The following is a 23,581-nucleotide window of genomic DNA, read 5'->3' on the forward strand; positions in this document are numbered from 1 at the left end:
TCTCAAACAATGGGATAATGTGTTTTTATATAATGATATAAGATTTAGATGATGGTTAAAATTATTAATAATATATTTTAAAGCAGTAATGTGCTAAAATATACTCTAATAAAGATGAATAATATTAAAATTTAGGAGAGAATAGAATAATGGAGAGACCAATAAAAGTTTTAAATAGACTTTTTGGATATAAAGAATTTAGAAATGGACAATTTGAGATAATAAATAATATTTTAAAAAAAAGAGATAGTTTTTGTATAATGCCAACAGGTGGAGGAAAGTCTATTTGTTATCAAATTCCAGCATTTATTTTTGATGGAATAACTATTGTAATTTCTCCACTTATAGCTCTTATGAAGGATCAAGTTGATAATATAAATAATATAGGGATAAAAGCTAAATATATAAATAGTACCAATACTTTAGATGAAGTAAAAGAAATTATAGATATGTGTTATTTAGGGCAGGTTAAACTTTTATACATATCTCCTGAAAGGCTTAAAAATAATTATTTTATAAATGCAATAAAGACACTTAATATATCTCAAATAGCAATAGATGAGGCTCATTGCATATCTATGTGGGGACATGATTTTAGAAAAAGTTATAGAGATATAGAGGGATTTGTTAGGATTTTTAGAAATAGACCTGTTGTGAGTGCTTTTACAGCAACTGCAACTAAAGAGGTTTTAGAAGATTCTATAAAGCTTTTAAATTTAAATAATCCTTATATATATAAAGGTAGTTTTGATAGAGAAAATTTAGAGATTAATGTTCATAAGGAAATTGATAAATTAGAATTTATTAGGGATTTTTTAAAGGAGAATGAAGAAAAGTCAGGTATAATATACTGTTTAACTAGAAAAGAAGTTGAAGCTTTATATGATTACTTAAATGATTTGAATTTTTCAGTTCTAAAATATCATGCAGGGTTATCAGATTCAGAAAAGGAATATTATCAAAAGAGTTTTTTTAATGATAATAAGGATATTATGATAGCAACAAATGCTTTTGGTATGGGAATTGATAAAGAAAATATAAGATTTATTATACATTTTACGTTTCCTAAAAATATAGAAAGTTATTATCAAGAAATTGGAAGAGGCGGAAGGGATGGAGAAAAAGCAGTATGTCATCTTTTATATTCTAGAGATGATATTAAAAGGCTAGATTATATAGTTAATTTAAATTATGAATTTAATCGTAAGGAAATAAATATAAAAAAATTAAATGATATGATAAAATTTTGCGAGTATGATAAATGTTATAGAGAATATATTTTAAATTACTTTAATGAAAAAGATATAACTCCTTATTGTAATAATTGTAGCAACTGTTTAAACAATGAAGAACTTTTAGATATAACAATAGAGGCACAAAAAATATTATCTTGTGTTTATAGAACTAAAGAATTAGTTGGAGAAAGTGTTTTAATAGATATTTTAAAAGGAATTAGAGGTCCTAAAATTGAAGAAAAGGGATTTTATAATCTTACAACTTTTGGAATAATGAAGGGATCTTCAAATAAGATAATAAAAGAAATTATAAAATCATTAATAGATACTGGATACATAGATAGAAAAAAGGGAACTTATTCGATGGTGAAATTAAATAAGAAATCTATAAATATTTTAAAGGGAAAAGAAAAAGCTTTAGTTAAATTAAATCCGTTAGATTATACTCCTTTAGATGAGGAATTGTTTAGAAGGTTTAAAATTTTAAGAAAAAATTTATCTAATAAGGAAAGCGTAAGACCATATATGGTATTTTCAGACACAACTATTATGGATATTATAAAAATTTCACCTAGAACAATTGATGAATTATTTAGTGTTAAAGGGCTTGGAGAAAAGAAAATTTTTAAATATGGGGAAGCTATAATAAATCTTATTAATTCTTATTACAATAATTTAAAAGAAAAAAATTAATAGTTATTATAGAGAGGAGAAAATAATGCTTTTACTAATTTGATAAACTTAGTAAAAGCATTATTTTTTGTCATATATTTATAATATATGTGAATATATTAAGGGTAAAGGGAGGGATAATAATGAATTTTAAAGAGTTTATAGAGAATGATAGAGAAAATCATAATAGTGAGAAATTTGAGGGAACTTTTTTAGATTATTTAGAGCTTGTAAGAAAAAATCCTGATATAGTTAAACTTGCCCATAAAAGAATATATGACATGATAATTGAACAGGGAGTTGAAGTATTAAAGCCTGAAGATAATCCTAAAATAAAAAAAATATATGGGAATGAAAAAATAAAAAGATATAATTTCTTTAAAGATGATTTTTTTGGAATAGATAAAGTTATAATGAAACTTATGAATTATATGTATTCAGCATCTATGAAAGGTGAAGAGGCAAGACAGGTTCTATATTTAGTTGGACCAGTTGGTGCTGGTAAGTCATCTTTAGTTGAATCTATTAAAAAATTACTAGAGGTAGCACCACCTATATATGCAATAAAAGGTTGTCCTATGCATGAAGAGCCACTTCATTTAATACCTAAACATTTAAGAAAGAAATTTGAAGACAATTTAGGTGTTCAAATAGAAGGGGATTTATGTCCTGTATGTAAGTATAGATTACTTCATGAGTATGATGGAAGATATGAAGAAATGCCAGTTGTGTCTACAGATTTTTCTATTCGTTCAAGGAAAGGTGTAGGTGTTGTCCCACCAGTTGATCCAAACAATCAAGATACTTCAATTTTAACTGGATCTATTGATATATCAAAAATGGATATGTATCCAGAGGATGACCCTAGAATATTCTCTTTAAATGGGGCATTTAATGTTGGTAATAGAGGACTTGTTGAGTTTATAGAGGTATTTAAAAATGATGTTGAATACTTGCATACAATAATTACTGCAACCCAAGAAAAATCAATTCCATCTCCTGGAAAGGGTTCAATGATTTATTTTGATGGTCTTATAATAGCTCATTCAAATGAAGCTGAGTGGAATAAATTTAAATCAGACCATACAAATGAAGCTATCTTAGATAGAATCGTAAAGATAGAAGTTCCTTATTGTTTAGAGTCAAGTGCAGAGCAAAAGATTTATGAAAAAATACTTAAAAAATCAAATTTTAACGCTCATATAGCACCTCATACTATAGAAATTGCAGCTATGTTTGCAACGCTTTCAAGGCTTGCACCATCAATGAAGGTAGATCCAGTTACAAAACTTAGAATATATAATGGTGAAGATATAGTTGAAAAGGGTTCAACTAAAAAAATAGACATAGGAGAGCTTAGAGAAGAAGCAGGACCTATGGAGGGTATGAAGGGTATATCTACAAGATTTATAGTTAAGGCAATAGATAATGCATTATCTAATTCTGAGCATAATTGCATAAACCCTTTAAGCATGATGGAAAGCATAATAAAATCAGTTAAAGATTTAGATATATCTCAAGATGATAAGAAGAAATATCTAGTTTATATTCAAGATACGATAAGAAAAGAGTATAACAAGATTCTTGAAAAAGAGATAACTAAGGCATTTATTCATTCGTTTAGAGAACAAGCTGAAAGCTTATTTAATAATTATTTAGACAATGCGGAAGCTTATACAAATAAAAATAAAATAAAAGATGATTCAACAGGGGAAGAATTAAATCCTGATGAAGATTTTATGAGAAGTATAGAAGAACAAATAGGAATTTCAGAATCTTCAGCTAAAGGTTTTAGAGCAGATGTTACATCTTATATGTTCTATGTAATTAGAAATGGTGGAAAATTAGATTATACTTCCTATGAGCCATTAAAAGAAGCAATAGAAAAGAAATTAACAGCGTCTGTTAAAGACCTTTCTAGAATAATAACTAAATCAAGAGTTAGGGATAAAGAACAAGATGAAAAATATAATGCTATGGTAGAACAATTAACTGAAAATGGATACTGTCCACATTGCTGTGATGTAATTTTAAAATACGCTGCTAATAACTTGTGGAAGGATTAGTTCTATGGCTATATTCAGAGATAAGGGTGAAAACCAAATTGAATATGATAGAGCAATGGAAGATAGAAGACGACATAGGCAGTTAGTTGAAAAATCCATAAAAGAAAATCTAGGTGATATTTTATCAGAAGAAAGTATAATAGGTGAAGCTAAAAATAAAAAATTTAAAATTCCTATAAGGGGTTTAAAGGAGTATCAGTTTATATACGGAGAAAGTAACAAAGGGGTAACAACAGGTGATGGTAGTGAAAAGAGAGGGGATAAAATAGGTTCATCTAATGGTAAATCTCAAAAGGGGCAAGGAAAAGGTCAGGCAGGAAATCAAGAAGGGTCTGACATATATGAAACTGAAATAACTTTAGAAGAACTTTTAGATTATATTGTAGAAGATTTAAATCTTCCTAATTTAGATAAAAAGAAATATTCAGAAATAATAGTGGAATCTGCAGGACGCAAAAGAGGGTATCAAAAGTATGGTATAAGACCTAGACTTGCTAAAAAGAAAACAGTAATGGCTAAAATAGCTAGAAAGCAAGGAAAAAAGCGAGCTCTTTTAGAAAGTGGATTGAATGAAAGTGAAATTCAAAGATTTCCATTTAGAGATGAAGATTTAAGGTATCATAGAGTTAAGAAAAAACCAAGAAAAGAAAGTAATGCAGTTATGATATTTATAATGGACGTTTCAGGTTCTATGGATACTACTAAAAAATATTTAGCTAGATCATTTTTCTTTGTTTTATCTAAATTTTTAAGAAAAAAATATAATAATATTGCTTTTGAATTTATATCTCATACAACCTCTGCAAAAGTCGTAAATGAATATGAATTTTTCCATAAGGGAGAATCTGGAGGAACTTATATTTCTTCAGGGCTTAATGTAGCTTTAGAGTTAATAAAGAAAAAGTATAATCCAGATATGTGGAATATATATCCTTTTTATGCTTCTGATGGTGATAACTGGAGCGAAGATAATGAAAAAGCAATTAAAGCAGTTAATGAATTATCCGAAATTAGCAATTTATTTGGTTATATAGAACTTTTACCATCCACTTATTCAACTACTATGTATTATAGATTTTCTAAAGAAATAAAACAAAAGAAATTTGCATCGGTAGTGGTTAAAGAGAAAAAGGATCTTTGGAATGCCATAAAATTTATGCTATCTAAAGAACTTGAAGATGAAGGGTAGGTGAGACTTAAATGAGTATAGATTACAATTTAAAAGATTTAATGCAGTGGCATGAGAAAATTGAAAAAATAGTAAATAAAGTGGGGCTTGATTATTACCCACAAGAATATGAAATTGTAGGGTATAATGATATGCTAGCTTATGAATCTTATGTGGGTATGCCATCTAGATATCCACATTGGAGTTATGGTAAGTCATATGAAAAAAACAAAACTTTGTATCAATTAAATATGACAGGTCTTCCTTACGAAATGGTAATAAATTCAAACCCATGTTTAGCTTATTTAATGAAAGATAATACACTTCTTCTTCAAATATTAACAATGGCACATGTTTATGGGCATAATGATTTCTTTAAAAATAATAGATTATTTAAAGAGGGAACAGATGCAGATAGTACAGTAGAGATGTTTAAACGTGGAGCAGATACAATAAGAAGTTATATAAATGATCCAAGTATTGGGTATTGCGAGGTTGAAAGAGTTTTAGACGCAGCTCATGCAATAAGGTTTCAAACACCTAGAATAGTTAATGATATAAGAGTTTCTCAAGGAGAACAAAGAAAAAAGGCCATAGAAGAATATAATAGGTTAAGAGATGCTAGAACTATTTTAGATGAAAATAAAGAAATTCCTATGCCTAATATATCTAAGGTTCCATTAAGTCCAGATGATGATGTTATGCAATTTATAATTGAGTTTGGAAATTTACAGGATTGGGAAAGAACAATACTTCAAATAGTTAGAAGGGAGAGCTTATATTTTCTTCCTCAAATTGAAACAAAAATAATGAATGAAGGTTGGGCAAGTTTTTGGCACTATAATATTTTAAAGGAATTAAATCTTCCAACCGGACTTCATTTAGAATTTTTGAAAAGACATAATGATGTGGTTGCTCCAATTCCGTATGGACTAAATCCATATTATGTAGGATTTAGAATTTTTCAAGATATTGAAAAAAGATATGGCAGAGATAAAATCTTTGAGGTTAGAGCGTTAGAAAGAGATAATTCTTTTATAAGGAAGTATTTAACAGAAGAACTTTGTGCAGAACTTAATCTTTTTAAGTATGGAAAACGTGGATTTGATTATGTTGTTGAAGAAGTTGCAGATGAACAAGGCTGGAGAGAAATCAGAAATAATATAGCAGATGATTGTGGAGTAGGTTCCATACCATATATAAGAGTTGTAGAACTTGATCCACGTGATTATTCTCTTCACTTAGAACATGTTTTTGATGGTAGAGAACTTGAAAGTGTTTACGCTAAAAAGACTTTGAAATATATAAATAATTTATGGAAAAGAAAAGTTACTTTAACAACTAAGAGTAAAGATGGTACAGATATTGTCTTAACTTGTGATGAGAAGTAAATTTAATTTTGATATTAATTTATTGTATTTTTAATTGATAATAATATATTAATTGATATTATAATTTTAAATAAGAATAAAAGAGCATTGGATTAATTACAATGCTCTTTTATGAGTTAAGAGGAATATGATTTATTATAGCTAAACCACATACCAGAATACATACATTTAATATAAATGTATACTAATACGAGCTGTTTGTCAAATGAAAATAACACTTAAATGAAATTATATATATTAATATTAAATGAGAATAACAATACCTTATATAAATATTATATATATTTATATAAGGTATTAAGTAGCCAAAATGAATTTAATGAATATTATAATAGCAAAAGTAATTTTTACAGGAGTAACAAATGAAAACTTTAAAAGGTAGCGAAACAGAGAAAAATTTGTATAAAACTTTTGCAGGAGAATGTAGAGCTAGGACTAAATATAATTTGTTTTCAGAAAAAGCAAAAGAAGAAGGATACATGTGGGTTTCAGAAATATTTAATATTACAGCTGAAAATGAATATGCCCATGCTAGAGAGGCTTATAAAAGGTACTTAGAATGTATTAAAGATACTGAGGAAAATCTTATGGCAGCTGCCATAGGTGAAACTGAAGAGTTTAAAGACATATATAAAGGATATGAGGAAACTGCAAGAAAAGAAGGTTTTAAAGAGATTGCACATTTTTTTAAAGAATTAAGAGAAGTTGAAGAAGAACATCAAAAAAGATTTTTAAAGCTTTATGAAAAAGTAAAGAATGGAAAGATGTTTGAAAGTAAAAAATCTACAAAATGGATTTGCTTAAATTGTGGTTATATACATGAAGGTGAGGAAGCACCAGAAAAATGTCCATTATGTAAATATCCACAATCTTTTTTTAAAGAAGATAGTTGTACAAAAGAGTCCGTAAAAGAAAAATAATATTAATAAAATATAATAAAAAGGTCTGTGTTCAATTAATGGATACAGACTTTTTTTGTTAAAGTCGACAATGTTTTTTTAAAATGCTATAATTTTTGAGCAGATTAATTTATAAAATTGTATACAAATATATGTCTTATTATTCTATATTTAATATATAATATAAAAATATGAGTATTAAATTAAAATTTCAAATATAAGTTAAATAGTATTATGCTTATAATTTGCTTTTATTATATATGTAAAGGGGGATAAAAATGAATAAAGTTAAATTTATTTATAATCCGTGCTCGGGAGAAGGAGCTATTTTAAAGGAAATAGATAAAATAATAAATATGCATCAAAAAAAAGGATATATGATTATACCTTATAGAATTGAAAGAGGTGTAGATATCAAAGAGGCCTTTAAAGATATTGATGAATTTTATAAATACATTTTAATAGCTGGTGGAGATGGAACAATAGATAGTGTGGTAAATGCTATGAAACAAGAAGGCATAGAATTACCTATAGGAATTTTGCCAGTAGGAACAGCTAATGATTTTGCTAGATTTTTAGGAATGACAAATAATATAGATAATGATATAGAGAAAATATTAAACTCAGAACCTATGAAGATAGATATTGGTCATGTTAATGATAAATATTTTGTAAATGTGTTATCAACTGGGCTTTTCACTGATGTGTCACAAAAGACAGATACAAATTTAAAGAATACTTTAGGTAAACTTGCTTATTATATAAAAGGAATTGAACAATTACCTAAATTTAGAAGTTTAGATATAAAAATAACTGCCAATGGGAAGATTTATCATACTCCTATGTATTTAATACTTGTTTTTAATGGGCAAACAGCTGGTGGATTTAAAATAGCATTAGACGCTAAGGTGGATGATGGTCTTTTAGATGTTTTCATATTAAAATCTTGTCATATTGCAGAATTTATACATGTATTTTTAAAATTTATGATGGGTGAGCATATGGATGATCCTCGAGTTGAGTATGTGAAGACAAAAGAGTTATTAATTGAATCAACAGAAGGCATAGTAACTGATATAGATGGTGAGAAGGGACCAGATTTTCCGTTAAGAGTTAGTTGTATAAAAGATGGCATAGAAGTTCTTGGTGTAAATAAATTATAGTGCTTTTTAAATATAACTTCACTAAAGCTTGAAGTTATATTTTTCATTTTATATAAATTAGCAATAAAAATATTTGAAAACTAGATTAAATATTTCAAAATTACTAGAAAAATAAATACAAAAATAATAAAATTACATTATGATAATTTTTTAAAAATTATACAAAAATTTTACAATATAGCATAAAATATAAGTAAGAAAATTGTTTTAAGGTGGTGAATTTACATGGAGGGTGTCCCTGTGGACATTAAGTATAAATTTAATATAATATTTAGAGAAGGGAAACATCTAAAATGTAATTATTAGATAGTATAACTTTTCCTTCTCTTTTAAAATGAGCTAAGGAGGGAAAATATGGAAAAGTTAACTGTTTTTCTTTACAGAAATATATTAAATAAAAAGATATATGATGAATTTAATGAAGTTTTAGGGATTTTAAAGGATATATATGTAACGACTGATGATGGATATCCTAAATTTATAGGATATAAGGTAAAAACTGAAAGTGGAATTTGTAATTATGAATTTAGGAATATAGAATTTTTATCTAGGGATAATGGAAAGATAATTATAAAAATTAAGGGCAGTAAAGAGATATTAGCTAGAAGCTACTCCTATCTTTTATCTGAAAATTTGTTAAATAAAAAAATTGTAGATATAAATGGAAAAAAAGTTATACGAGTAGATGATTTAAGAATAGTAGAATTGGCTGGAGAGTATAGAATTGTAGCTGTTGAAAGTGGTAAAATAGTAAGATTTAGAAGATATGGTTTAGAATCTTTAGCAAAATTTTTAAGCAATATATTTAAAGGCAAATTTGAAGAAAAAGTAGTCGTTTGGGATGATGTAGCATCTCTTGAAATGTGCAATGATAATAATTTAAAGTTATCTATTTCATATAAAAAATTAGAAAAGCTTCATCCAGCTGATTTAGCTGATATTTTAGAGGAGTTAGATTCAAAGAGTAGAACAAAAGTTTTAGAAAATTTAAATGAAGATTTAGCAGCAGATACATTGGAAGAAATTGATCCAGAGTTTCAAGGCAGTATAATAAGAGAACTTTCTCAATCTAAGACAGCAGAACTTTTTGAAAATATACCAAATGATGAAATTGCAGATATTTTAGACGACCTTAATGAAGAAGAGCGAGAAAAGGTGTTAATGTCACTTGAAACTGATGATGCTGAAGAGATTAAGGAACTTTTGTCTTATGAGGATGAATCTGTAGGTAGCATTATGAATAAAGATTTTATATCTTTTAATATAGAGTTAAGCGTAGGTGAAACCTTAGAGCTTTTGAGGGAACTTAATGCAGATGAGGAAGTTATGAACTATGTTTATATAACAGATAACAATGATAGATTAAAAGGTGTTGTAACACTTAGAGATTTGATTTTAAATCAAGAAAAAGAAAAAATAACCAATATAATGCATACGTTAGGTATAAACGTAAAAATAGATAATAATATAGGAGAAGCAGCGGAAATAGCTATAAAGTACGATCTTATATCTATACCTGTTGTGGATTATGAGGAGAAGCTTGTGGGGATTGTGTTAATACATGATATTTTAGATGAATTACTACCACATAGTTGGAAAAAGAAATTTAAAAAAGCAAATTAATAATAGTTGACTTTTGAAAATTTTTGAATATAATTTAACTATAAGGAAATCATATCAAAATACTCGGAATAAATGCAATGATAAAGTAGAGTATTATAAAACTAGATTACAGAGAGAAAGATTAAGCTGAGAACTTTCATTAATGTTTTATAAGAAGTGCGCTTTGGAGCAGTAATCTGAAACTTAAGGTAGTAGGAGAATTCGGTGCTTACCCGTTATAGTAAGAGGCTTTGCCATAAAGAGGGGTTTTTATAACCTAAACTAGAGTGGAACCACGAATTTATACTTCGTCTCTATATTTATAGAGTCGAAGTTTTTTATGATTTGTAAGAAATTTCTTGATTTAAAAGAAAAATATTAATTTTATGTATATAAAATATGATTAAAAATGTTTTATAAATGGAATTAGTGATTAGGTAAATATATAAGATATATCATTAGAAAATAAATTTTTTTAGAAAGGAAGTTATAATTATGTTAGTAAATAGCGCATTGGAATTAATAGGAAATACTCCTGTGTTGAGAGTTAATAATATGACAGATGAAAATGATGGTGAGGTTTTTATAAAGCTTGAAAAGTTTAACCCAGGTTTAAGTATTAAAGATAGAGCTGCTTTAGGAATGATAGAGAAGGCTGAAAAAGACGGTATATTAAAAAGTGGTAGCGTTATTGTAGAGCCAACAAGTGGAAATACAGGAATTGGAATTGCTTTGGTTGGTAAATTAAAAGGTTATAAAGTAGTTATAGTAATGCCTGAGACTATGAGTAAAGAGAGACGTGATATGATAAAAGCTTATGGTGCAGAATTGGTTTTAACTGAAGGAAAAAAAGGAATGAAAGGTGCCATAGAAATGGCAGAAAAATTAGTTAAGGAAAAAGGATATTTCATGCCACAGCAATTTGAGAATAAGGCAAATCCTCAAAAGCATTATGAAACAACAGCAGAAGAAATTTTAAGAGACATTCCAGATATTGATGTTTTTGTTGCTGGAGTTGGTAGTGGTGGAACAATAGTAGGAGTTGGAAGAAAATTAAAAGAATTAAAACCAGATGTAAAGGTAGTTGCAGTAGAGCCAGAAAAATCTCCAGTGCTTTCAGGTGGAAATCCTGGAGCTCATAAGATACAAGGTATAGGTGCAGGATTTGTTCCAGGAGTGTATTCAAAAGATATTGTTGATGAAATTTTTGAGGTTTCAGATGAAGATTCTTATAAAGTGGCTAAAGAATTTGCAACTAAGGAAGGTGTTTTAATAGGTATTTCTTCAGGAGCAGCTCTTTACGCTGGTATAGAGATAGCTAAGAAATTAGGTAGAGATAAAAAAATAGTTGTTATATCTCCAGATGGAGGAGAAAAATATTTCTCATCAGGGTTATATGACTAAACTTAGGATGTGATTAAAGTGTTTAAAAATCTGAAATATGATATCCAAATTGTTTTAAAAAATGACCCTGCTGCAAGAAGTGCTTTTGAGGTTCTTTTACTTTATCCATCAATACACGCTTTGATAAATCATAGAATAGCTCATAAATTATATAAGAAAAAACATTTTTTTTTAGCAAGATTGTTATCTCAAATATCTAGATTTTTTACTGGTATAGAAATACATCCAGGAGCTACAATTGGAAAAGGACTTTTTATAGACCATGGAATGGGTGTTGTTATAGGTGAAACAGCTGAGATTGGAGATGATGTTTTAATATATCATGGAGTAACTTTAGGTGGAACAGGAAAAGATACAGGTAAAAGGCATCCAACGGTAGGAAATAATGTTGTAATTGGATGTGGTGCTAAAGTTTTAGGACCAATAAATATTGGAAATAATGTTAAAATAGGAGCTAATTCAGTAGTTTTAAAAGATGTACCAGATGATAGTACAACAGTTGGGATTCCAGCTGTTAATAAAATTAAAGGGAAAGAAGAGATTATAGAGATAATAGATATTAATGGTAATATAAGAAAAATATATAATAATATGACTATATAATAAAGGGGTTAAGAAGTGGATATTAAAGGACAGATAATTAAATATTGCGCAGACTTAGGTTTAGATTTGATAGGATTTACTCCATGTAGAGAATTTAGTGAGCTTAGAAAATTTTATAATTATAGAAAAGATGAGGGATTAGAAAATGAATTTGAGGAAGTGGATATAGAAAAAAGGATAAATCCCAATCATTATATGCAAGAAGGGAAAACTATAATATCTATAGCTTTCCCTTATCTGCATGATGGTGTTTATAATAGCAACGGTTTTTCGCTTTACACAAGAGGATTAGATTATCATAGAGTGGTTAAAAGTTATTTAGATAAGATATGTGAATTTATAGAAAAGATTGGAGGAAAAGCAATGTCATTTGTAGACAGCAATACTCTTCCAGAAAGATATATTGCTTACCTAAGTGGCATTGGATTTATTGGAAAAAATAATATGCTTATAACTAAAAAATATGGGTCTTTTGTATTTTTAGGAGAAATAATAACTGATTTAGATATTGATACAAGGGATATTAAGCAATTAGATAATACACCATGTAAAGAATGTAATAGATGTTATACTGCATGTCCAACCAATTCTATAAATGATAAAAAGAAAAATTGTAATATATGTATGTCGTATATTACCCAAAAAAAAGAAATTAATGATAAATATTTATATCTTATGAAGGGAAGAATATTTGGGTGTGATACATGTCAAAATAGCTGTCCATGTAATAAAGATATAGCTTATTCTGGCATAAATGAATTTAAACCATTAGATTTTATGAACGATAATATATGTACTGAAAGCATACTATCTTTAACTAACTCAAAGTTTAAAGAAACATTTAAAACAACATCTTGCGGATGGAGAGGAAAAAATATACTTATAAGAAATTCACTTATAAAAATGTACTTAATAGAAAATAAAAATATAGAAGATTATAGCTTTGAATCACCATATCTAGAGGAGTATAAAAATAGACTTTTACTGCTAAATAAGGTATAATATTTAGAGCTAAAGTTAAGAATTTTTGTAAGAATGGAAAGGATAATTTAGATGTTAAAGCGTTTTGGTATGGGCATAATAGTAAAAATGCCAGATTTTCTATTTGTACCACTTGCAAGTAAAGTTGTAAATAGTATATTAGATAAGTATGCAGACCTTCATGTACACGGTTTAGAAGAAATAAAAAATGAAGAAGGGCCATTTATTTTTATAGGGAACCATTTAAGCAATGCAGATGGTCTTATAGTTGATAGAATTATAAGAAATATATATGATCCATATTATATAGCTGGGGTTAAATTAGATGATAAAGCTCTAACTTATTTAGGGGCTAGATTGTTAAAGACAATTAATATTGTGCCAAACACAGCAGATAAAGAATCACTAAATAAGATAGTTAAAGAGGTTAAAAGTGGTCAAAATATAGTCATGTTTCCAGAGGGAACAAGAAGTAGAACGGCATCTATGATTGAAGCTAAAAAAGGAGTTTTATTAATAGCAAGATTGACTAAAGCTAAGATAGTTCCTTTTGGGCTTATAGGGACAGAAAAACTTATGCCTATAAATGATACAGATATGGGGGCTGAACATTTTGAAAATGCTAAAGTAGATGTTGTTTTTGGAAAGCCAATCACTTTGCCAACAAAAGAAAAGGGCGAAGATAAGCATGAGTATGATGATAGAGCTTTGACATATATTATGAAAAGCGTAGCTAATTTATTACCAGATAGTTATAAGGGAGTATATAAGGATTAAATTAGTTTTAAGAGGTATAATGATATGAAACAAAGAACAAAAGAAATTTTAGAACTATTAAAAGAAGAGTATCCAGATGCTAAATGTGAATTAAATTACAAAACACCATTTCAACTTTTAGTAGCTACTATTTTATCAGCACAAACAACTGATAAAAAGGTAAATGAAGTAACTAAAACTTTGTTTAATGATTATCCAGACGTTGAATCATTTAGTAAAATTACTCAAGAAGAATTAGAAAATAGAATCAGAGTAATAGGTCTATATAGAAATAAAACTAAAAATTTACTTATGATGTGCAAGCAGTTAAAGGAAAATTTTAATGGAGAGGTTCCAAAAACTATAGAAGAAATAAGTTCTTTAGCTGGTGCTGGAAGAAAGACTGCTAATGTTGTTATATCAAATGCTTTTAATATTCCAGCAATTGCAGTTGATACTCATGTGTTTAGAGTTTCAAATAGAATAGGTCTTGCAGATGGAAAAAATGTTTTAGATGTTGAAAAACAACTTCAAAAAGAAATATCAAAGGATATGTGGTCATTAGCACATCACTTAATAATATTCCATGGAAGGAGATGCTGTAGTGCCAAATCTCCTAAATGCAATAATTGTATAATTAACCAATACTGTAAATATTATAAAGAAATGACTGAAAAATAAAAATTTATTTATTAAAAAATGTTTTATATTAACATCAAAGATAATAATGTAACGTCTGAATGTTCTTTATAGAGGTGACTATGATAATAGATATAAATTATACAAATAATCATAAAATTAAAATAAATAGAGCTATAAAGTTAGTAATAATAATTGCAGCTATTTTTACAGCTGTTGCACTTTTAAATACTATTCATATATATCAAGTAAAAAATACTATTTTAGATTATATAATATCTAGAGAAGCTAGTTTTGGAATACCGGCGTTAGCAATTATAAGTTGTTGGTTATACTATTATACATATAAAAAAGATGATTTATATCTTATGTCTTTAGTATTTGTAAGTTTAGCTTGTGAATATGTTTGTGCCAGTTTGTATTCTAAAAACTTAGGAGGATTAAGTGTCGTAGCTACTTCACTTATTATTTTTACATACTTGTTTAGAGCATTGTTTGTAACACTAGTTGTTGTGCCGGAAAATAAGCTTGCTAAACTAATAATTAAAAGAAAAATATTATTTACATTAATTACAGTTATAGTAACAGCACTTTTATCTATAGGCAGTTTAAAAATGTTAGAATCTTTTGGGCATAATGAACCTTTGTGGATATCATTATTTGTTTCAAATATCATACTGTCAATATATCATTTTATAATTATAATTATGATTATAAGGAAGAGTTTGAAAACTAATGAATTTATATACACTATAATATCTATAAGTTTAGATCTCTTTATAATTAAAAGTGTATACGCAAATCTTTATGCTTGGGGTTATAGGCCCATAATTAACGAGTACTCTAATATATTTAGTATGGGTGGATACATAATATTAATAGTTGGAATATTTATAGAATTTGTTCTCAAAGTAAAGGAAAGTAGAGAATTGCATCAAAAATTATTGGTGTTTTATGCAATATCTGAAGAAGATAGATATAATGATATAGTAGTTAGGGATAGAGATGATAAAATAGTATATGCTAATAAAAAAGTTAGAAAACAATGGGGCGTTGACAGAACCGAAAAAGGATATGAGAAACTTAACCATAATCTTTTAAATGTTATAAGTGTAGATCAAAGATTGTCGGCTTATGAATATGTAAAAAATAATAAGTCAGGATGGAACGGAAACTTTTTCACAAATGATGGTAGGGTTATAAGAGGTAGCCTACAAAGATTAAGTGATGAGTATGGATGTATATATAATGTCTTAACAACTAGAGATATAACGGATGATTACAATGTAAGTCATGAACTTAAAGTTAACGAAGAGCGATTACGTCTTATAAGCAAAAATATAAAAGACTTAATATTTACTGTTGATATGAATGGAGTTATAAACTATGTGAATACTACAGTAAGTGCTATGTTGGGATATGATGAGAAAGAATTAATAGGAAAAAATTATTTAGATATCGTAAATAATACAGATAGTGAATCATTAAGTATAATGATTGAAGAAGGAGATGTTAGCACCTTTATTGAGCATAAACTTGTAGGTAAAAATGATAAGTTGGTAGCTGTGGAATCAGTCATAAGTACTATTAGAGATTATTATGAAGAACCAATAGGAAAAGTTATTGTATCTAGAGGATTACAACATAGAAATGCTATAAGATCTCTTCAAAAAAAATATAGAGAAGTAAAACAGTATGAACAAATAAGAAATGAATTTTTTGCAAATTTATCTCATGAACTTAGAACACCTATAAATATAATATACTCATGTATTCAACTTTTAGATTATAAAAAGAAAAATAGTGATCAAGCTGGATTTATAGAATATTATGATAAATATTATAAGAGCATGCAACAAAATTGCTTTAGGATGTTAAGACTTGTAAATAATTTAATAGATATAACAAAAATTGATTCAGGATTTTTAAAAATGGATTTTACAAATTATGATATAGTGAATTTAGTAGAAGATATTACTATGTCCATAGTTCCGTATGTAGAGGAGAAGCAAATAGATATAATTTTTGATACAGAGGTGGAAGAATTAGAAATAAGATGTGATCCTGATAAAATAGAGAGAGTTGTTTTAAATCTTTTATCAAATGCTGTTAAATTTACTGAAATCGGAGGAAATATAGATGTAAATATAGTTTTGGTAGATGATAATAAATGGGTTGAAATAAGTGTCAAAGATGATGGTATAGGAATTCCTAAGCATATGAGAAAATTTATTTTTGAAAGATTTATTCAAGTTGATAAATCTTATAATAGAAATAAAGAAGGAAGTGGAATCGGACTAGCTTTGGTTAAGTCATTAGTAGAACTCCATGGAGGTCGTGTGTATCTTAAAGATGATGCTGAAAAAGGATGTAATTTTATAGTTTTATTGCCTAACGTGATTGAGGAGAATATTGTTATAAAAGAAAAAGAAAGTAGATATAAATCGTCAGTAGATAGAATTTCTATAGAATTTGCAGATATATATGAATTAAATTAAAATTTCTAGTTTTCATCTTTATAAAAATAAATTTTTATACCACTAAGAACCACTAACAGGTTAAATAAAAGGATTAGTGGTTCTTTTTTTTTATGAAAAAATTTATATAATATTACTTAGATGAAGGCACTTGTGTATGTGTCTAAATTAAACAAAGTGTTTGGAGGATTTTGAAATGAAAGTTGGAGTTTTAATGGGTGGTATTTCTACAGAAAAAGAAATATCTATAATGAGCGGAAATGTAATGGTTGAAAACTTAGATAAAAATAAATATGAAGTAGTTCCAATAGTTTTAAAAGAAAAAGAAGATGTAATAACAAAAGTTAAAGATCAAGGATTAGATTTTGCACTTTTAGCATTACATGGTCAATTTGGTGAAGATGGAACAGTTCAATCTGTTTTAGAAGTTTTGGACATACCTTATTCAGGATGTGGTCCTTTAAGTGGAGCTATTGGAATAGATAAAGATATGACAAAAAGAATTTTAGACTGGGGTGGAGTTAGAACTGCTAAATGGACAATGGTTGATTCAGTAGAAAATATAGATTATGATGCTATAGAAAAGGTTACTTACCCAGTATTTGTTAAACCAAATAACGGAGGTTCATCAGTAGCTACAACTTTCGTTGAAAGAAAAGAAGATATAGCTAAGGCTGTAGAAGAAGCTTTACAATACGATACTGAAGTTATGATAGAAGAATATATAAAGGGTGATGAAATAACTTGTCCAGTATTAAATGGTGAAATGTTACCAGTAGTTGCTATAAAACCAAACAATGGTTTCTTCTATAATAAAGAATCAAAACACTGTGATGGTGGAGCGGATCAATATGTTGTTGAATTACCAGCAGAAGTACATGCTGAGGTTAAAAAAATGGCAGAAAAGACATATAAACTTTTAAAATCAAGTGTATATACAAGAATAGATATGTTAATAAAAGATGGAGTTCCTTATGTATTAGAAGTTAATACATTACCTGGAATGACTAAAAACAGTCTTTTCCCATTAGGAGCAGCTGCAGCTGGTATAGATATACCAAAACTTTTAGATTTAATAATTGAAGGATCTTTAAAAGTTAAGAGAAATCAAATAGCAAAATAATTTTTAAATATTAAGATTATATATTTAGAAATAAAAGGTTAAGATAAGCTTATCTTAACCTTTTTATTTTTAAATATTTGTAAGATAAATTAAGGTTGATTATAAACAAAAAATATATAACAAAAGAAGAAATCCTTTTGTACTATATATAGAGTATGTTTTTGGAGGAAAAAGTAATGAGGATAGGAGTATTAATGGGTGGTATTTCAACTGAGAGGAATATATCACTTGAGACAGGTAAAGCAATAGTCAATAATATAAATAAAAAAAAATATGAAGTTGTACCTATAATAATAGATAAAAAAGAAGATGTTTTAGTTAAGTGTACAAATATAGATTTTGCATTCTTAGCACTTCATGGGAAATTTGGTGAAGATGGTAGTGTACAAAAAATTTTAGAAGTATTAAATATACCTTATTCAGGATGTAATGCGTTAAGCAGTTCTATATGTATGGATAAAGATATTGCAAAAAAAATAATGGTGTCACAAAGCATAAAAACACCTCAATGGATTTCTATAAAATCTGTAAATGATATAGATTATGATTATATAGAAAAAATGAAATATCCCGTATTTATAAAGCCTAATAGTGGTGGTTCTTCAGTTGCTACATTTTTAGTTGAAAAGAAAGAAAATGTAAAAAAAGCAGTAGAAACTGTACTTTTATATGACAAAATAGCAATAATAGAGGAATATATAAAGGGTGATGAAATAACCTGTCCTATATTAAATGGCAAAGTTTTACCTATATTGGCTATAAAACCGAAGGGGAAATTCTTTGACTTAAAATCTAAATATACTGACAGTGAAGCTTATGAGTATGTTGTTAATTTTAATGAAAATATGCAAAAAAAAATAGAAACTATAGCTTTAAATGCTTATGATTCTCTAAGATGTAGTGTCTATGCTAGAGTAGATATGATAATTAAAGATGGGGAAAGTTATGTATTGGAAGTTAATACGTTGCCTGGAATGACTAAAAACAGTTTATTTCCTAAAAGTTGTAATAGTATAAATATAGATTTTTCAACTCTTTTGGATTTAATTATAGAATATTCTTTGAAAGAAAAAAGATAAAATAATAGTAACATGTTGAAATGAAAAATTATAAATTATATAGTATATAGTAATTTTATAAGAGAGTAATTTCATGCAAGATAAAAGTTCTAATAATACTTTTGGACCAGATATAAATCAATATACTCAAAATGTAAATTTTGATTTATTAGCTAATAATTCTGATTTCGTATATCTTAGAGCATCTAGTTCAAGCACAGGAACATTTAATGTTGATAGACAGTTTGTAAATTTTGCAAAACAATGTTTAAGAAGAGGTATTCCATGCGGTGCATATCATTATGGAATTCCATCTTATGATTTAACAACAGCAGATAGTCAATGTGATAATTTCATAAATACATTACAATTAGGGTTTGGACAGGGAAACTATGGTGATTTATTTCCTGTTTTAGATGTGGAGGAACCTATTGATGGCTCTATATCAACTACAGGACTAATAAATTGGATACAAAGATTTAAAATTAGGTTTGAACAAAAGACTAGAAGAAAAATTATGTATTATACAGGGCTTTTTTTTATAGAATTATATGATAATTTTAATATTCAAGGAAAAGGATATCCATTGAGTAATATACCTCTTTGGATAGCTATGTATCCTAGAATTTTATCAAATCCTAAATATCCACCTAATATTGGAGGGTGGAGTAAATGGACTCTTTGGCAATATACTGATGAAGGGAAGCTGTCAGGAATAGATAATCCAGTAGATTTAAATTGGGGTCCGATAGATATAGCATACTTAACGCCACCAGCACCTGTTGTAGGGCTTTATGCAGTGCAAAATGGAAGCATTATTACAGTTTATTGGAAAGCTAATACTGAAGCAGATATATCAGGGTATAATATATTTATAAATTCTCTTTATGCAGGAACAGTATCCTCTAAAACGACTAAGTTTAATATAAATAAGAGTAAGTTTAATTTGCCTAAAAATCAAGACATAGAAATAAGTATAGAGGCTTTTGATTATGCAGGAGATTTTTCATTAGAAAGAAGTAAATATATATTAAGTTAATATATTAAAATTAAAAGTGTTGTGTCAAATAATTTAAATATAAAGATACAACATTTTTATAATTTTATTATATATTTTGACTATGATTCATAAATAATGTATTATTAAAATAATTATTAAACGAGTTTCAAAAAGGGGATAAAATAAATGGGGAAAATAAAGAAAATCCTAATAAGTACATCAGTTGCAATGGCTATTGGCGCAACTGCAAGTGGAATTTATTATGATAATGCAAAAAGAGTTGTGGATGAATGGTCAAATAAAATATATCCAGGAATTACTGTTGAAGGAATTGATTTAGGTGGAATGACAAAAAATCAAGCTGAAGAAACATTAAAAAGTAAATACGGAAAAGTTGCTGAAAACAAGGAGATAATTATAAAGGCTGATGATGAAGAGATAGATATAAATTTTTCTGATTTATCACCTCAGTATGATATAGATGATGTTGTTGCAAAAGCTATGGAGATAGGAAAAAATAAAAATATATTTGAAAAACAAAAATATATACATGAAGGAATTAGCGAAAATTTAGATTTAACTGTTGATTATAATGAAGATGAGCTAAAAAAATATGAAGAAGAATTAGAAAAAAAGGTAGATATAGTAGCAAAGAATGCAACAATATCTATGGTGAATGGAAAATTAGTAGTAAGTTCTAGCTCTAATGGAAGAGATATAGATATTAATGATGTAGATACTCTTGTAAAAAATGCAATAAATAATGATATTAGTGAGGATTTAAATGATAAAACGATTGTAGTTGATATTCCAGTTACAGAAACTACACCAAGTGTTACAACAGCAGAATTAGAGAGTATAAATGGGGTTATAGGAAGTTTTACATCTGATTATTCATCATCAACTGATGCAAGGGCTACTAATATAGCATTAGCTTTAAAATCTATTAATGGGACATTGATAATGCCAGGAGAAACTTTTAGTTTTAATAATATAGTAGGTGAAAGAACTGAGGCAAGAGGATATAAAAATGCTGCTACTTTTGTATCAAATCAGGTTGTTGATGGATTAGGAGGAGGAATATGTCAGGTATCTACTGCATTAAACAGAGCGGTAATAAGGGCAGGATTAGTTCCAACAGAGAGACATAACCATTCACTTAAAACATCTTACTCAGATTATGGTCTAGATAGTGCTGTTGCTTGGGGATATTTAGACTACAAGTTTACTAATACCTACAATGTGCCTATATATATAGAGGCTACAACTAATGGTTCTAAGGTTATGACAATTAATATTTATGGAAATACACAAGCTAAAGGAGATAAAAGTTACGAGTTATTAGCAACAAATACTGAAGTTACATCAAAAGCCACAGTTACAAGGGTAAATGATGCAAGTTTATCTAAAGGTCAAGAAGTTTGGCAAACTAAGCCTGTTGATGGATATAAATCAAGTTCTTATGTGGTTACTTATGAAAATGGAAAAGAAGTTTCTAGAAAGCTACTTGGAACATATAATTATTCTAAAGTAGATGGAGTGTTAAAGGTAGGAACTGGTGGAATAGGAACAGGATAAACTGAAATAAGTGAATAATAAAGTGAAAGACTGAATCGGTTAAATGATGCAGTCTTTTAGTTTACATTATTTTATAAAAACTTTGTGTGAAAAATAAAAGAAGTGATATAAGTATATTTTAACCAAATAATTTCTTGCATTTTATATAATTAGGTAATATGATATAACTTGAATATATTAAACCAAGTATAATAGGTTATTCGGAGGAAAATCAAGTGAATTTAAATATAGTATTGTATCAACCAGAGATACCACAAAATACAGGGAATATTGCACGAACATGTGTTTTAACTAATTCTAAACTACACATAATAAAGCCTATGGGATTTAGTTTAGATGAAAAACATGTAAGGCGTGCAGGATTAGATTATTGGAAACAATTAAATTTAGAAATATATGAAAGTTATGAAGATTTTATGAAAAAGCATGGTGATAAAACAATTTACTTATCATCAACTCATACTGATAGATTATATAGTGATGTAAGTTATAAAGAAGGGGATTTCATAATGTTTGGAAGAGAATCATCAGGTGTTCCTGAAGAGGTTCATAAAAATCATATAGAGATAAGAGTTCCTATGATTAATACCACAACTAGAAGCTTAAATTTATCAAATACTGTAGCCATTGTTACTTATGAAGCATTAAAGGGTATTGGTTTTCCAAATATGAAATAGGGGGGATTTAATTTGGAAAAAATAAAAATAATTACAGATAGTTCGTGCGATCTTTCAAAAAATTTAATAGAAAAATATAAAATAGAGGTCTTACCTCTTTTAATTAATTTTGGAGAAGAGAGTTATTTAGATGGAATAGATATAGACTTTAACGCAATGCAAGAAAGAATTGAGAGAGAAAATGTGCTTCCAACTACATCTCAAGTTACACCTAGTAGATTTGTTGAATCTTATAAAAAGTGGCTTGATGAAGGATATAAAATAATAGTTTTACCGTTGTCATCAAAGATGAGTGGAACATATCAATCAGCTACAATAGCTAAAATGGAAGTTGGTAGCGAAGATATAAAGGTTATAGATACGTTAAATGTAACATCAGGTCTTGGTCTTATAGTTTTAAAAGCAGCTACAATGATAGAAGATGGTTTTACTTTAAATGAAATTGAAGAGGAAATATTAAAGTATAGAGAAGCTATAGATGCAGGGCTTGTATTTGAAAGTTTAGATAACCTTGTAAGGGGTGGAAGACTTTCAAAGGGGAAGGCTATGTTAGTGGGAGCATTAGGTATAAAACTATTATTAAATGTAGAAAATGGTGAAATGAATGTTTACAGTAAGGTTCGTGGTACTAAAAAAGCTATAAAAGAAGTTGTAGAAAAATTTAATAGTGCAGATAGAAAACAAGGTGAACCTGTAATATTATTAGAAGTTGAAAATCCTGAAGTTTGTACTACTATTAGGGAATATTTGGAAAGTAATAATATAGAATATATACATCAAAGAGTTGGATGTGCTGTTGGAATACATTCAGGAATTAAAGCTTGCGGTTTATTTTTTGTTAAAAATTATTAGTATATATTTTATTTAAGCAAAAGTTATGTTAAAAATGATTGAACAATTAAATTAATTAAAAAAATTGCTTTATTAAAATTGTATCTTTAATAAAGCAATTTTAATTTGAATGAAATGGGTATAGTATTGAACATTTTAGCAATCTAAATGTGTGATAATATTTGAATAAAATAAATTTATTGATTAAATACATAAGATACATATGACTTTGAGAAAGATATAAATAAGGATAATAGA

The 23,581-nt window shown here is 27.6% G+C and carries 19 protein-coding genes and 1 other annotated feature; all 19 genes read left to right on the forward strand.

Annotated features, from left to right (window positions below; genetic code table 11):
* The first annotated feature begins 149 nt into the window (after positions 1–149).
* The 19 genes from recQ (at position 150) to HH195_RS02760 (ending at position 23,344) form a co-directional block, all read left to right on the forward strand.
* Positions 150–1,928: a DNA helicase RecQ gene (gene recQ, locus HH195_RS02670; protein ID WP_196371475.1), complete on the forward strand. Its 1,779-nt coding sequence runs from the start codon at positions 150–152 to the stop codon at positions 1,926–1,928.
* Between the two features lie 122 nt (positions 1,929–2,050).
* Entirely contained in the window at positions 2,051–3,973 is a 1,923-nt protein-coding gene (locus HH195_RS02675; RefSeq protein WP_055258439.1) for a PrkA family serine protein kinase, read from the forward strand.
* A gap of 4 nt (positions 3,974–3,977) precedes the next feature.
* A complete protein-coding gene (gene yhbH / locus HH195_RS02680; protein ID WP_055258441.1) occupies positions 3,978–5,162 on the forward strand; it encodes a sporulation protein YhbH in 1,185 nt (394 codons plus the stop codon).
* 17 nt (positions 5,163–5,179) lie between these two features.
* Positions 5,180–6,532, forward strand: a complete 1,353-nt coding sequence (locus HH195_RS02685) for a SpoVR family protein (protein WP_055258650.1) — start codon at positions 5,180–5,182, stop codon at positions 6,530–6,532.
* Positions 6,533–6,894: 362 nt separating this feature from the next.
* Entirely contained in the window at positions 6,895–7,452 is a 558-nt protein-coding gene (locus HH195_RS02690) for a rubrerythrin family protein (RefSeq protein WP_055258443.1), read from the forward strand.
* 257 nt (positions 7,453–7,709) lie between these two features.
* Positions 7,710–8,594 (forward strand): YegS/Rv2252/BmrU family lipid kinase, encoded by an 885-nt coding sequence (locus tag HH195_RS02695; protein WP_196371476.1) that lies wholly within the window; start codon positions 7,710–7,712, stop codon positions 8,592–8,594.
* A gap of 354 nt (positions 8,595–8,948) precedes the next feature.
* Positions 8,949–10,217, forward strand: coding sequence for a magnesium transporter (locus tag HH195_RS02700; protein WP_055258447.1), 1,269 nt, complete (start codon positions 8,949–8,951; stop codon positions 10,215–10,217).
* Between the two features lie 68 nt (positions 10,218–10,285).
* Positions 10,286–10,515 (forward strand) — a binding site (T-box leader).
* Positions 10,516–10,691: 176 nt separating this feature from the next.
* Positions 10,692–11,600: a cysteine synthase A gene (gene cysK / locus HH195_RS02705; protein WP_055258449.1), complete on the forward strand. Its 909-nt coding sequence runs from the start codon at positions 10,692–10,694 to the stop codon at positions 11,598–11,600.
* Positions 11,601–11,618: 18 nt separating this feature from the next.
* Positions 11,619–12,203, forward strand: coding sequence for a serine O-acetyltransferase EpsC (gene epsC / locus HH195_RS02710; RefSeq protein ID WP_055258451.1), 585 nt, complete (start codon positions 11,619–11,621; stop codon positions 12,201–12,203).
* Between the two features lie 15 nt (positions 12,204–12,218).
* The gene (gene queG / locus HH195_RS02715) at positions 12,219–13,205 is read left to right on the forward strand and encodes a tRNA epoxyqueuosine(34) reductase QueG (protein ID WP_196371477.1); all 987 of its coding nucleotides are present in this window, start codon (positions 12,219–12,221) and stop codon (positions 13,203–13,205) included.
* 51 nt (positions 13,206–13,256) lie between these two features.
* Positions 13,257–13,961, forward strand: a complete 705-nt coding sequence (locus tag HH195_RS02720) for a lysophospholipid acyltransferase family protein (RefSeq protein WP_055258455.1) — start codon at positions 13,257–13,259, stop codon at positions 13,959–13,961.
* A gap of 24 nt (positions 13,962–13,985) precedes the next feature.
* On the forward strand, positions 13,986–14,621 hold the full coding sequence (gene nth / locus HH195_RS02725; protein WP_055258457.1) for an endonuclease III: 636 nt from the start codon (positions 13,986–13,988) through the stop codon (positions 14,619–14,621).
* 80 nt (positions 14,622–14,701) lie between these two features.
* Positions 14,702–17,077 carry a sensor histidine kinase gene (locus HH195_RS02730; protein ID WP_196371478.1) on the forward strand — a complete coding sequence of 792 codons (2,376 nt, stop codon included), beginning with the start codon at positions 14,702–14,704 and terminating at the stop codon, positions 17,075–17,077.
* Positions 17,078–17,252: 175 nt separating this feature from the next.
* Positions 17,253–18,179 carry a D-alanine--D-alanine ligase gene (locus HH195_RS02735; RefSeq protein WP_055258461.1) on the forward strand — a complete coding sequence of 309 codons (927 nt, stop codon included), beginning with the start codon at positions 17,253–17,255 and terminating at the stop codon, positions 18,177–18,179.
* Positions 18,180–18,355: 176 nt separating this feature from the next.
* Complete coding sequence (locus HH195_RS02740) at positions 18,356–19,258, forward strand: D-alanine--D-alanine ligase (RefSeq protein WP_196371479.1); 903 nt, start codon at positions 18,356–18,358, stop codon at positions 19,256–19,258.
* Positions 19,259–19,331: 73 nt separating this feature from the next.
* Positions 19,332–20,276 carry a glycoside hydrolase family 25 protein gene (locus tag HH195_RS02745; RefSeq protein ID WP_196371480.1) on the forward strand — a complete coding sequence of 315 codons (945 nt, stop codon included), beginning with the start codon at positions 19,332–19,334 and terminating at the stop codon, positions 20,274–20,276.
* A gap of 147 nt (positions 20,277–20,423) precedes the next feature.
* A complete protein-coding gene (locus HH195_RS02750) occupies positions 20,424–21,815 on the forward strand; it encodes a VanW family protein (protein WP_196371481.1) in 1,392 nt (463 codons plus the stop codon).
* A gap of 215 nt (positions 21,816–22,030) precedes the next feature.
* Positions 22,031–22,492 (forward strand): tRNA (cytidine(34)-2'-O)-methyltransferase, encoded by a 462-nt coding sequence (locus HH195_RS02755; RefSeq protein ID WP_055258466.1) that lies wholly within the window; start codon positions 22,031–22,033, stop codon positions 22,490–22,492.
* Between the two features lie 12 nt (positions 22,493–22,504).
* Positions 22,505–23,344, forward strand: coding sequence for a DegV family protein (locus HH195_RS02760; protein ID WP_196371482.1), 840 nt, complete (start codon positions 22,505–22,507; stop codon positions 23,342–23,344).
* The last annotated feature ends 237 nt before the right edge of the window (positions 23,345–23,581 follow it).

The sequence above is a fragment of the Candidatus Sarcina troglodytae genome (genome assembly GCF_015708635.1).
GTDB lineage: Bacteria > Bacillota > Clostridia > Clostridiales > Clostridiaceae > Sarcina > Sarcina ventriculi.

Coding starts and splice junctions, on each gene's coding strand:
- recQ (WP_196371475.1), top strand. CDS start 150: ATGGAGAGACCAATAAAAGTTTTAAATAGACTTTTTGGATATAAAGAA.
- HH195_RS02675 (WP_055258439.1), top strand. CDS start 2,051: ATGAATTTTAAAGAGTTTATAGAGAATGATAGAGAAAATCATAATAGT.
- yhbH (WP_055258441.1), top strand. CDS start 3,978: ATGGCTATATTCAGAGATAAGGGTGAAAACCAAATTGAATATGATAGA.
- HH195_RS02690 (WP_055258443.1), top strand. CDS start 6,895: ATGAAAACTTTAAAAGGTAGCGAAACAGAGAAAAATTTGTATAAAACT.
- HH195_RS02695 (WP_196371476.1), top strand. CDS start 7,710: ATGAATAAAGTTAAATTTATTTATAATCCGTGCTCGGGAGAAGGAGCT.
- HH195_RS02700 (WP_055258447.1), top strand. CDS start 8,949: ATGGAAAAGTTAACTGTTTTTCTTTACAGAAATATATTAAATAAAAAG.
- cysK (WP_055258449.1), top strand. CDS start 10,692: ATGTTAGTAAATAGCGCATTGGAATTAATAGGAAATACTCCTGTGTTG.
- HH195_RS02720 (WP_055258455.1), top strand. CDS start 13,257: ATGTTAAAGCGTTTTGGTATGGGCATAATAGTAAAAATGCCAGATTTT.
- nth (WP_055258457.1), top strand. CDS start 13,986: ATGAAACAAAGAACAAAAGAAATTTTAGAACTATTAAAAGAAGAGTAT.
- HH195_RS02730 (WP_196371478.1), top strand. CDS start 14,702: ATGATAATAGATATAAATTATACAAATAATCATAAAATTAAAATAAAT.
- HH195_RS02735 (WP_055258461.1), top strand. CDS start 17,253: ATGAAAGTTGGAGTTTTAATGGGTGGTATTTCTACAGAAAAAGAAATA.
- HH195_RS02740 (WP_196371479.1), top strand. CDS start 18,356: ATGAGGATAGGAGTATTAATGGGTGGTATTTCAACTGAGAGGAATATA.
- HH195_RS02745 (WP_196371480.1), top strand. CDS start 19,332: ATGCAAGATAAAAGTTCTAATAATACTTTTGGACCAGATATAAATCAA.
- HH195_RS02750 (WP_196371481.1), top strand. CDS start 20,424: ATGGGGAAAATAAAGAAAATCCTAATAAGTACATCAGTTGCAATGGCT.